Source organism: Fundicoccus sp. Sow4_H7 (genome assembly GCF_052115865.1).
Classification (GTDB): domain Bacteria; phylum Bacillota; class Bacilli; order Lactobacillales; family Aerococcaceae; genus Fundicoccus_A.
Genome location: NZ_JBQKME010000015.1, coordinates 13,478 through 26,221, shown reverse-complemented (window position 1 = coordinate 26,221; position 12,744 = coordinate 13,478). Strand labels below are relative to the sequence as shown.

8 protein-coding genes and 1 pseudogene are annotated in these 12,744 nt (G+C 35.2%); 1 reads left to right on the top strand and 8 read right to left on the bottom strand.

What is annotated here, in order from left to right; translation table 11 throughout:
- Position 1: 1 nt before the first annotated feature.
- The 6 genes and pseudogenes from ACTQ54_RS11310 to ACTQ54_RS11285 form a co-directional block, all read right to left on the bottom strand.
- Positions 2 to 967 (bottom strand): LacI family DNA-binding transcriptional regulator, encoded by a 966-nt coding sequence (locus tag ACTQ54_RS11310; protein WP_441756961.1) that lies wholly within the window; start codon positions 965 to 967, stop codon positions 2 to 4.
- 296 nt (positions 968 to 1,263) lie between these two features.
- Positions 1,264 to 1,455 carry a hypothetical protein gene (locus tag ACTQ54_RS11305; RefSeq protein WP_441756960.1) on the bottom strand — a complete coding sequence of 64 codons (192 nt, stop codon included), beginning with the start codon at positions 1,453 to 1,455 and terminating at the stop codon, positions 1,264 to 1,266.
- A 123-nt stretch (positions 1,456 to 1,578) separates the two neighbouring features.
- Positions 1,579 to 1,902 (bottom strand): nucleotide pyrophosphohydrolase, encoded by a 324-nt coding sequence (locus ACTQ54_RS11300; RefSeq protein WP_441756952.1) that lies wholly within the window; start codon positions 1,900 to 1,902, stop codon positions 1,579 to 1,581.
- Positions 1,899 to 2,054 (bottom strand): annotated as a pseudogene (locus tag ACTQ54_RS11295) (DNA/RNA helicase domain-containing protein); the annotation flags it as partial. The gene ACTQ54_RS11300 and the pseudogene ACTQ54_RS11295, both read right to left, overlap by 4 nt.
- Before the next feature lie 190 nt (positions 2,055 to 2,244).
- Entirely contained in the window at positions 2,245 to 4,971 is a 2,727-nt protein-coding gene (locus tag ACTQ54_RS11290; protein WP_441756958.1) for a glycoside hydrolase family 2 TIM barrel-domain containing protein, read from the bottom strand.
- 622 nt (positions 4,972 to 5,593) lie between these two features.
- A complete protein-coding gene (locus ACTQ54_RS11285; RefSeq protein ID WP_441756956.1) occupies positions 5,594 to 8,878 on the bottom strand; it encodes a DUF5107 domain-containing protein in 3,285 nt (1,094 codons plus the stop codon).
- Between the two features lie 145 nt (positions 8,879 to 9,023).
- Between ACTQ54_RS11285 and ACTQ54_RS11280 the strand changes: the two genes are divergently transcribed.
- A complete protein-coding gene (locus tag ACTQ54_RS11280; protein ID WP_441756954.1) occupies positions 9,024 to 9,890 on the top strand; it encodes an AraC family transcriptional regulator in 867 nt (288 codons plus the stop codon).
- Positions 9,891 to 10,262: 372 nt separating this feature from the next.
- Here ACTQ54_RS11280 and ACTQ54_RS11275 read toward each other — a convergent pair whose 3' ends face one another.
- Entirely contained in the window at positions 10,263 to 10,586 is a 324-nt protein-coding gene (locus ACTQ54_RS11275) for a nucleotide pyrophosphohydrolase (RefSeq protein ID WP_441756952.1), read from the bottom strand.
- Positions 10,583 to 12,343: a DNA/RNA helicase domain-containing protein gene (locus ACTQ54_RS11270; RefSeq protein ID WP_441756950.1), complete on the bottom strand. Its 1,761-nt coding sequence runs from the start codon at positions 12,341 to 12,343 to the stop codon at positions 10,583 to 10,585. The genes ACTQ54_RS11275 and ACTQ54_RS11270 overlap by 4 nt, the downstream gene beginning before the upstream one ends.
- Positions 12,344 to 12,744: the final 401 nt, after the last annotated feature.

Sequence of the window (12,744 nt, the reverse complement as noted above, 5' to 3'; positions counted from 1 at the left end):
ATTAACGTAATGAATCTTTAATTTTTATATTGGTTGTGATTAATTCTTTATTAGCTATGGCTTGATCCTGTATCAATTTAATGAGATTTGTTGCAATTGCCTCTCCTAGTGTTGCTTCATTAAGGTCAACGCAAGATAAAGACGGTGTGAAGTACTCACTCGATTCTAAGCTTTCGGATATTGCGATAACAGCTAGGTCACTAGGGATATTTATTTGGTTTTCAAGGGCATATTTATATACGCCTTGAGCCATGACATCGTCGTCAACAATGATCGTATCAATGGTTTGCGTCTGCATTTGAGTTTTCAAAACGTCATAGGCAAAGGCTGCTCGATTGATGGTTCGATCGTAGTTGACATGGTTCACAGTAATGTTTGCTACATCTTGTAGGGCAGCTTGAAAACCCATTTGACGGTCATTTGCAGCTGTCATATCGGCTGCTGTGTTAATAAATGAAATACCTGATTTGACTTTATCCAATAGCATGGAAGTCAGTTTTTGCATCATATTTCGATTATCGTTATCAACATAATAGGCTGTTTCAATCATGTTTTTGGATGGGCGTCCCAGCCAAATATGGGGTGCTCTGATTGATTTTGTGTCATTAATTTTAGGATTCATTAAGATTAAACCATCGATTGGAAAGTAGTCGTTCATTTCCGATGCAATTGGCATTAATAATAAATAATAACCTTTTTCAGAACAGACACGCAGGATACTATTGATGACCTTCTTTTGAAATGTATCCATCGATCCGGTTGGCGAATCAATTTGGATGCCGATCACTCGCGATTGGTTAGTTGCTAATGTTTTTGCATAATAGTTACTTTTATAATTCAATTCTTTAGCTGCAGCTAGAACACGCTCTTTTATCTCATCGCTAGTAAACTTTGTGTTATTAAATACATGTGATACCGTGCTTTTTGAGACACCTGCTAGCTTAGCCACATCATTAATCGTCGTCATTTTTCACCTCAGAAAACCGCTTTTCTCACAAGGCTTATGTTAGCAAACGATTGTAAATATAACGTAAGATTTATGTTAAATTGATGATTTTGAATGTAAAGATTTGGTAAATGGTGGGAGGGGGATTGTAAAAGTTGGGGTTTTCTTCGTAGAGAGGGGATATCTTTGTTAGCATCTAAAATGTGTTCAGTTAGATGTAAAAAAACAGACTGTCAATGATCGGGAGTGTCGTAAGCTGGGGAGCTGACGAGATCATTGACAGTCTGGGGCTGTTTGTGAGTACTTTATTTATTTTACTAATTTTCTTTAACTTCAACCCATTCAACTTCAGAAGAGACGTAGCCAGCATCTAAATCAGGCAGATAGTATTCTCCTTCAGTTGCGTCTACAAAAAAATCATCGACTTTAGGAATCATTGCAGTGGCTCCATTATCTATTCTGATAAGGAAAAACTCATCAGCTAGTTTATGTGCTTTATTTACCGACATATTATCCCTCCTTTAATAAATTCATTATAGCTTGTAATTACTGCAGGATAGAAGGAATAATGGCTCTTTAACTACACTCGAGATGGAGATTTTATTTGAATTATTCTACTATCAAACTAGCAACTAATACTCTGTATATTTTTCTTTATTCCCTTTACTTTTTTCAACTGGATATTTATTATTGTTCTTTGCGATTTTCGCATCGATTAGTTCTTCTACATTTAGATTTAAGTTGTCGGCAAGCATGAGAGAATAAATTAAAACATCAGCTAGTTCGTCTTTAATAGCTTCAATATTTTTAATACCTTCCTCTGCGGTTTTCCATTGAAAAATTTCTAGTAATTCTGCAGCTTCTAATGTAATGGATAAGGCTAAATCTTTTTCATTGTGAAATTGGCGCCAATCACGGTCGTCACGGAATTTATTTATTTTATCGATTATGTTCATAAATTATCCTGCTTTCTTTGGTCTGCTTCTAATAAAGCACGTCTTAATTCCTCATCAACGGCATAAATATATAAACCATTAACTCCTCGTGTTAGAAGGACATTTAATTCATTTTTCAAGAGCGTTTCTGCTAAATTTTCGACAGAACCATCAATTTTTCCTGCAAAGAAATTCGCTCCTTTAGCTAGGGTAGACCGTGCTTCATCTCTCCCTTTGGTCGTGATTCCGGACTTTATCGGCTAGACAATGTCTAAACTCGCTTTGCTCGCTAAGTCATTGTAAGCTGCGCCGATCATCTCAATGCCCTGGCTAAGTCGCTGAATTTCTTTGCAGGATAATTTGTTATTTTCCACAGATTTGAGCTAAGGTCTTTAGATCTATTTCAGCTTGAGGATTGAAGTTTTCTGATGACAAATAGCGATAAATCTCTGCTTGTAAATAAGCTGCTTCAGGATATTTTTGTAAATTATGCAAACCCATTGATGACAATAGAATTCGACCTTCTCCACAACGAAATTCGATGAGTTTAGCTAACGGACGTAAATAGGCATAACTATCCATCTCAGTAATAATAGCAGGATAATTATCAGGAAGTTTAAATGCACGTTGTGATGCCATTGCCCACCACTGCCAATTTGAATGTGTTTCAGTAGGAAAACGGTCAAATAAAGGATGATCAGCATCAATCAATTGACCCATTGTTCCACTTTGGCTAGGGAAAGTACCGACAGACCAGAAATCAGTTGTGAATTGTGTGACGACTGATGATGGCATTGCTTCTTTAGTGGCATCTGGGGCAAAATAAACAGTACCACCATTATTTAATACTTCGACTGCCTGAGCATCTAAACTGCGCGCTTCATAGATATTATCAGGAAGATCAGTCACAACTTCTGGATACACCCAAATTGGATAAGTTGTTTCACTATTATCCAACATAATCCGTAAATCTAAGCGAGTAGCTACTGTATAATCTGCTAATTTTATTTTAAGCGTAGAAATGTTGGATAGTGTACCTTTAGGGCATGTTATTTTTTCTGTCGACCCAATACTTCCTTTGCCAACAATTTCTTTTCCATTCCTAAGTTCAAATGTTAGAATCCCCACCAAGTCATTTTTCCCATAGTTAGCAATCTTAACTTCAGCGATTAATTCTTCATTGCTTGTATAGGTATATTTTGGAAGTAATACTAATGGTAATTGATCTTTGAAAAATGATTGGAAACGCTCAGCTAAAGCAAACTCAAATGGTTTAGCTTCAAGATGGGCATTTAACATGCCAACAAGAGCAGTACCTTGACCAGGAAAGTCCTGTAAACTTAAAAGAGATATACCAGACATTGATTCTGTCCGTAAAACAGCTTCTACTTCCTCGCGATATGCGAGTAGCGATAATTCACCTGTAGCAGCTACACGCTGTTTCCAAGTAGGCATTAAGCCTTTCTTTTGTACTTTCTCCTGAATTAATTGGTAATTTTCAGGGATAGTGACACCATGGAAGTCTTGAATTTCATCAAAATCAGGCAATACTTCAAATTGCCCAACTTCGAAACTAAATACGGGCTTTTGATACTCTTTAAGCAGAGCATCCATAGTAGTTGTATAATCTGTTAAGGTATTCGGATATTGTTGATTAATATAACCTCCCACACGACCAGGCTCTTGATTTTCATTTTTATTTCCTGCAAAAGCGCCACGAAGTTTATGATGATAGAAGTTTCCAGATGTATAAAAATCACTGGCAGTGTCACTACCTTCACGACCGTAATGAACATTGGAACCATTAGCAAACAGGCGTGTCGAATCAATCTGACGTGCATGGTTTAATAGATTAGTCATTTCCTCGTGACCATTATGATCAGAAAAGAGTTCATTTCCAAAAGTTAGCATAACAAATGAAGGATGGTTGGCATAGTGGTTAAGGATTTGTTCAAGTTCTTGTCGATAATATTGTTTACTTTCCTTACTAGAAAATGCATTTTGAGGATCCCAATAAGATAATTCTGGCTGCATTAAAATACCAAGTTGATCAGCAGCAACAAAAGCAGCTTCTGGTGGACACCAAGAATGAAAACGAACCATATTGACACCATAGTTTTGGAGAATAGTTAACATATCAAGCCAGCTATTAACATCCATTGGTGGATGACCAGTTTCCGGAAAAACAGCGCAATTTGTTTCACTTCGTAAAAATATTCTTCGACCATTTAAAGTTAACCGTCCAAAATCATCGCTTGCAATGGTACGTATTCCAAAGTTTATTGAAATATTCGCTATGTCACCTAAGTCTGCCGATAGTTCATGTAGGTGACCTTCATATTCATCCCAACGAAGGGCTTGATCCGATAATGGGATATCAGAGAATGATAAGGTGTGAATACCAGCCTTCAATTTCACCTTAGTAGTGAAATCCGATACTAAAGCTGACGAATGAAGATTTAGTACACCTTCAAAATCTGAAGTTGTGACAATGTCCAATTGAACGCTTAATTTTGATTGATGAGGGTATGCACGTAAAGCTTTAATAAATGTTTGGTTTAAACATACAATTCCAACCTTCCCAATCAGACCATTCCAATTCGTTTGAGTATTATCGGTGGCTGCTGAAGATTGAATGATGCCATCATAGGGCAGACCTGGATATGAATTATCTGAGACTAAGACTAGCTCATTATCACCAGTCAATAATCCCGTAATTTCAAAAAGATTTGGTGTGCTTAATGAAGATGGAGCAAAAGGGCGTATCTCTTTGCCATCAACAAAAAGAGTTAAGCAACGAGCACGTTCAACTTCCAAAAAGACACGTTTATTTTTTTCTGGAAGAAAGTCACAGCGATAGACAAATTGTGCAGGACCTTCAAAAGTATGTTTTCTTCGAAAACGAGTAGCAATCTTTTCTTCAACTTCTTCACTTGCTTTATTTCCAAGATCACTATCAGGATGATAAGTAGTGTCGGGGCGGTCAGCATGACCGATTGCATTAGTATCAAGTGTTCCAGGAATTTCAGCAACGTTGGAGCTGCCATCTGGTAAAGCAACTTTCCATTTCCCTGCAAGAGAATAATACATATGAATGCCTCCTAATGATTAATAAATGTCTTTAATAAATATAAAAAATAATACTGACAGAAATGTTGCTCTAATATTATGATGCATAAGTGTAAATAACCGTATATCTTCAAGGAAAGGACCATTCATAAGTGCCAAGGGAACATCTACAAATCTTTATAAAATCCTGTCGTATTTTATAAAGGATTTTCCGATTTGTCTACCTATTGAATCTGTAGCTCACTGTTCGTTCGCACAGCTTCTAATACGGTAGTCATCCTTAGACATGGCACATGAATGGTCCTTTCCTTTCCGATATGCTTAACCCAATTATTAAACGAGACTACAAGTAAATATTAAGTTTATATTTCACAAACTCAAATCCCTTTTAGACTTAAAAAGGTACTTGGAAAAATGAGAGTTGAAAAACACTTTTATATTAAAGTGCAAATTCAGCTTATGGAAGGGAAAACACTGAGTTGCCGTTTTATCAGACTGACTATGTTCTACTGTACTTCCTAGCACTAAGTAATAATTTATACCGCAAAAATAGCAGTCGAACCGTTCTCCCAGAAAGAAGCATGTTTTACTACTTACATCTATACACATCAATATAAAAGCCTAAAACTAACGATAAATATTTTTAAGGAAGTCTTTCCTCTTTAGCAAAAGCAATGTGTTGAATAGCTCCTTGATGGGATGGGTTCAATTCCAACACTTTATTGAAGTTCTGCAAGGCAGCTGCATAATCTTCTTGCCCTAATTGACCGAGCGCTGTTAAATAAATACAGTAAATCTTATTATCTAATTGAATATCATTATCATAGACAGAATGTGCAGGAGCAGATACCGCAAAGAAATCATAGTCAATCTCATCATCGACATGGGCTTTGCCATATTCAATAAGTTTAGCAAATTTTTCTGTTGCTTCATTTTTCTTGCCTAATTTTGCTAGAGCTAAACCTTGGTAAAACATAATATCAGCTGGTGCATCGTTATAGTACAAGACACTACTTGGTTCTTGGATGCCTAAAGTTGCTTCATTGAAATGTTTCTCTGCTTTGTCTTCTTTGCCTTCGGCTAGAAACACTTCACCTAAATAATAGTTTGCGATATTACTATGGTTACTTGGTAACTTCCCTTCGCCCAAATGGCGTGGATAAATAGTTGCCGCTGTTAACAGTTCTTTAGCTTTAGCCGTATTTGTCTTGATTAATTGACGACCGAGTTCAGTCAATGCATATTGGTATTGGGCACTCACTTTCCCTTCGCCACCTTCCCATGGATGGAAAATGCGATTGGAAATTAACTGTAATACTTCTTCATGACGATTGGTCAAATTCAACAAGGTCAAGTATTCAATGAACAGATCATCTCTATCAGCCGTGACTTTTAAATCTTTTTCCAGTGGTATAAGGCGATCTGCAACAGACACTTGTAGCATTTGTTCTAATTGTGTTTTTTCTAATAATACCCGTGCATCATTTGGATTTAACTCAAAGGCTTTATTGATGGCATCTAATGCTTTCGTAGCATTTTGATGCTTGTTGTAGTAAGCAAAGGATAAGTTACGGAATACTGTTGGAAATTCTGTTAATTGTTCACTTGCTTCTTCCCATAGTCTAATTGCCGTGTCGTATTGCTTCTTATCATATTCTAAATTAGCCAAATAATATTTTGCAAAAGCTGCATCTTCTACTAATTGAATCACTTGTCGCAAGATAACAGCTTCTTCTACACGGCTAGGGAAACAGTAGATCGAAGGAGCGGCTTCAGCAACTTTTACAGCAGCTATTGCTTTATCTTTCTTATTCAACTTTAAATAAATAGCTGCTTGGTAATAACCAATCATCGGTGAGTCAACCGGACACTCTTCTAGGACTGCAAGTGCTTCATCAGTGAAACCATATTGCATATAGTCAAGAGCTAAAGCTAAATAGTTCTGTAATTCTTGACGCATTACGCGCTGATATTCTGACATATTGCCAAGTAATTGAGCTTGCTTGCGGTTTAGTGCCAAATCAAGCGGATCAATGGCTAATGCTTGTTGGACCTTATCATTAACATCTTGTCCTAACTGCTCTAGAATGAGAACCTCTAACATTAGTGCTTTCATATTGTGGGCATTCTTAATTAAAGCTCGTTCAATAAAATGTTTAGCTTCTTTCCAATCTTGTTTTTGTGCAGATAAAGCTGCTAATTTGAAGAAGCCCGAAGCTTGAGTATCATCATTCCATGTAGCCTTATAAAAACGATCGAAAGCTTCATCTGTTTTACCTTGAATTTCTAAAGCTAGCCCTAGTTGGAATAAAGGTTCACCATAATATGGATTAGGTGTTTTCCATGTTTGCTTATTAACAGCAGCTGTTAAATATTTTTCTGCCTCTGCAAATTGTCCCCGTCGATACAATAATGTACCGTATCCAGTATTTAGACGAATATCTGTGGCATCCCGTTTTAAGCCTTCTAGATAATAATCTTCCGGATGACTGGTTGCATGGCGGTATTGTTCTAAATGAGTAGCTGCTAAGAACAATTCCTCTGTTGTTTTCAATTCTTCTGGTGCTGGAATGGCTTCAGCAGGTTCTGGAATAACTGGCTCTGGACGTTTAACCTCATCATATTGAACTAAGACATTACCTTCACTATTTGTCACAACAACTGTCAACAAGTCATCTTCTGTTGCTTTACCAGTCAATGAGAAAGTATCTTTGAAAAAGCTGGCTGGTGACAAATCTTGCTTACTTTCATACAAGACTTTTTCATCTAGAAGCACTTTAAGAGTTAAGTCTTTTTCTTCTCCAGTTACATATAAAACGACAGTCACTTCATCATCATTCTTCTCTAAGTTAACTGCAGCATCTATTGTGGCATTTTTAACATAGCCAACCCCTTTATAAGGCATAAAATATTGTGTAAAAACTTTCTCTTCATATGGACGTAACCAAGTAAAGTCTGGTTGGTTATCAGTAAAGACCCCAGTCATCAGTTCAACATATGGACCGTCACTATCTGTTAAATTAGCATCCCAAGCTTGACCAAAATCGCCATGTCCCCAAGTCCATTGTTTTTTACCTGGTGATATGTGGTGGTCGGCAACGTGGAGTAGACCAGCACCAACTTGTTCATCATAGCTACCAATAAAGTCGTAATCTGATTTTTCTGCCATATAAGAAGTTGGTACGGGAATATTTTTATATTTAGAAATATCTACTCCAGCAGAGTAATCCACTTTATAATACTCAGCTGTCGCAATTGGAAAGGTGGAAACTGCGCGTTTTCCATGATCCATTACAGCTGCGACATCGGGTGGGAAGACAGATGACGTATAATCATTGACTGGTACAGCAGGGTTGGCCCACCATAAGAAGGTTTGAGGTAAATCAGTTCGATTATACAATTGACCTTTAATTTCAATATAAGCTTTTTCAGGATATAAAGTAAATGTTGCCATCCCTTTAGTTCCATACATTTTATCAATTTCACTGACCCATAAAGACTTACTACCATCTTCGTTTTCTAATAACTTATATTCAGTCGGTGAATAAGTTGATGGACGATGATGTTGTGGCCAATTAAATTCAATCCCACCTGAAATCCATGGTCCAGTTAAGGCAACAAGTGCAGGTTTTATGACATGATTGTAATAGACAAAATCATAATCATTCGTTTTATCATAAGCGCGTTGAATACGACCACCCAACTCTGGTAGCATCATGATCTTTAAATAATCATTTTCTAAAAAAACAGCTGTATATTCTTGATCTATTTTTTCATCGTAGATTTTTTCTGTGACTGCTAATGGATAAACTTTGCCGGTACTGCCTTGATAGGCACGTTTTTCATAAAAACGTGGATTATGATCAGGGGTAGTAACAGGATAGGTTGGAAGAATCACTGTTTCTTCCCAGATTCTAACTGTAGACATAAAAGCACTCCTTATTTATTTTGTTAATTAAAGTATATAGTGAAATCCCTTTCAATAAAATAGTGGAACTTATACTTTGATGGATTATCTTACACAAAATTGATAAGATATATAAAATAGTATGATAACTAAAGGAGTAAATCAGATGATAAAAAAAGAAGATGGATTTTCTAATGAACGTTACATCACATACCCGATTAAAAAATATTTAACAGATGGCGACCATCCTTTAGTCAATGATGTCTATCCGACTGAAATGGGATACTATCCCAATGCTTTGTATCATTATAAAGAACGTCTTACTGGTGTGGATGAATGTATTTTATTATATTGTGTGGATGGTCAAGGACATGTAGAAATTGATTCAAAACACTTTGACTTAAGAAAACACGACTGCCTTTGCATCCCACCTCAAACCGCTCATCGCTACTTTGCAGATGAAGAAAATCCTTGGTCGATATTTTGGATACATTTTTCTTTGCCTGACTTTAAACTGTATCCTATTATGGGAAATAAGATTGAGATTGTTACTGAAGAGCGTTACTCTCTCGTTGAAAAGCATTTTATAAACCTGTTCAGTATTTGTGAAAAAGAGTACTCCCTAGAAAATACCATCTATATTAGTAAACTCCTACAACTTATTTTGTCTGAAATCTGCTTCCTTAAGGATTATCAAGAGACCAATCAACAAAACATCTTATTATCAAAAGCCATCCATTATATGAATAACAACTTAAGTCGCCCGATTACTTTAACGGATATCTCGGATCATTTGGAAATTTCTAGTAGCTATCTTTCTTCAATTTTCAATAAATATTACGATCAAGGTCCCATTGAATATCTTATTTCACTTCGCATTGAGCAAGCGTGTCGCTATTTACGAATTAGTAATATGAAAAATTATGAAATTGCCAAAAAAGTCGGTTACGAGGATGCGTATTATTTCTCTCGTTTATTTAAGAGTCGTACTGGCCTTTCTCCAAAGGCATACAAACATTCAATATCCAACTAATAGTTAGTGTGATGTGAAAAAATTATTTTATGTTATGAATAAAACGTTTTATAAATTAGAAAACTGTAAATGGCCTTGCAAGAGAAAATGAAAAGTGATAGTTTAGTAACAATATAGATTTTTAAATAAAAACAGGAGGCGTATTGAATGTCCAATTGGGAAACAAAATTTACTAGAGAAGGTTATACGTTTGATGAAATCAACCTTTTTTCACTTTTATAAAAGGGTAGTGTATTGTTTGATGGGGAATTTAGGTTAATAATAAATAATAACCTTTTTCAGAACAGACACGCAGGATAGAAGGAATAATGGCTCTTTAACTACACTCGAGATGGAGATTTTATTTGAATTATTCTACTATCAAACTAGCAACTAATACTCTGTATATTTTTCTTTATTCCCTTTACTTTTTTCAACTGGATATTTATTATTGTTCTTTGCGATTTTCGCATCGATTAGTTCTTCTACATTTAGATTTAAGTTGTCGGCAAGCATGAGAGAATAAATTAAAACATCAGCTAGTTCGTCTTTAATAGCTTCAATATTTTTAATACCTTCCTCTGCGGTTTTCCATTGAAAAATTTCTAGTAATTCTGCAGCTTCTAATGTAATGGATAAGGCTAAATCTTTTTCATTGTGAAATTGGCGCCAATCACGGTCGTCACGGAATTTATTTATTTTATCGATTATGTTCATAAATTATCCTGCTTTCTTTGGTCTGCTTCTAATAAAGCACGTCTTAATTCCTCATCAACGGCATAAATATATAAACCATTAACTCCTCGTGTTAGAAGGACATTTAATTCATTTTTCAAGAGCGTTTCTGCTAAATTTTCGACAGAACCATCAATCATCCGTCTATTTTGAACAGCATTTCTATTTTTACTACCTTCTCGATTAAAAACTATTTTACCATTTCGATATTGTACCGATGGTCCGATAATTAAACCAGCATAATTTAAATCAAATCCTTGCACAGTGTATGTCGAACCTACTTCATTAATGGTATGTGGTTGCTCTGCCCATGATAAATTTTTATTCTTTCTCTTTTGATTCTGATCTGATTCTTCTAATTGAAGGTTCCATGGCATTTCCCACTCTTTGTCTCTAACCATCCAATAATCTTCATCTTCTGGCTTCTTACCTTGAATGTATTTCCAATCAAAGGTTGCGATTACTCTCGAAAGTCCCCTATTCGTATCCATTGCTTTTTTTCGGATACTTTCTTCTAAATCGTTAGGATTATCAAATATTCTTAAATCGTAGCTTTTATCTTCAGGAATAATACCAATCTCTTGCTCATCCACAATATTTCGAATCCAATGGACAGTTTCAGCGCTCGAATTAATTCGCATTTGGTTTTCTAGTCCAATCGTTGCAGCAATATGATTCTTTAATTCAAGTTGTGTAGATTCTTCCAAATATTGGTTGGTTTGCAGTATCTGATCTAAGTCAAATATCGCTACAACAACTTTTGCACGCTCTAGTAAATCTAACAGTTGATTTTTCCCTCTATAAGATTGCTTACCTTGAGTCCACAACAAATGGGCTTCATCGACTAAAATTACATCTACTTTATCTTCTGGTGTTCGATTGTTTATGAATCGAGTCGGTTTACTAACTCTATCCTCATTCTGCTTATTAATCAGATTCAGTTTCGTAGCAATTTGCTGATAAACAGTTAATTGCTGATCATGATTTACCAGTAAATAATTGTCTAAATCCTCTAGTTGGATTTGTCCATCTTCATCACTCACACCTTGAAAGAGCTCATAAAATAAACTACTCAACAATACTGTCTTCCCAGAACCAGCTGCACCGGTAACAAAAATTAATTGTCCGTCTAGTCCAATATCTAACACTTCAAATATTTTTGTTTTAATTTTTTCTTTAGCATCAATTTGTTCTTGCGTTAATTTATGAAAAGGTGAAGCTTTAAAAACAGCGGAATCCTTAATAACTTTTTCAACCGGAAACAAATTTGAATTCTTTCGATGTAACTCTTTCCAAACTTTAGTAAATATCGCTTCAAAATATTCTGAAGTATAATATTCATTTTGTTGATTACTTCTGCGATTATATAAATGATTTACATTATCCACACTACTCAAATACAACATTAAACGATTTTCAATGTCTAATGTTAGTGATTTATTAAAAAATTCATGTCCAATTACCAACATTTCAGAAGATTTAGACTCGGTGAATGCTTTCCAATCTTCGCGTTTCAAAGGATCTTGGTTCATATGTTGGATGGTTCGATGATAAATATCAGACGTTTCTCCTACATAGACATTATATTTTTTCTTCGATTCATCTGTCACAATATAAACCGTCGGATAATCTAATATTAATTTCTTATATTTATTTTTTTGATAGTCTTTCCTCAATTGGTCTAAACTTTTTTTATCAAAGTAAATGGTCTCCACTATTGGAGTTCTTATTCTGTTCAATTCAACTACCACCTATTACACCTTTTTATATTCGAGTAAATATCATTTTTTAATTTCAACTGTAAAATAATTCATATCTATAAATATCATATTATCATATAAACAAACAGTTCTACACAATAAAAAGCAGTGCATGTTTATACAGCTGTCTCTTTCACTTTAAATTACAATTAACGAGTTTCCTTTATTTGTCTAATAAGTATAATTCCCCACAGTCCTCACAAGTATTTACAGTTCGATACCTTTTACTTGCAGTAAAAACTATGTCACTTTTGTTTTTTCTGTAGCATACTAACAACAACTGGAGATAGTTCTCTAAAAACTCTACAGATACAGCAGCAATTGTTGAATTGTATTTTGTACCATGCTAAATAAGTAATTAATGTAATTCAAAAACGCTA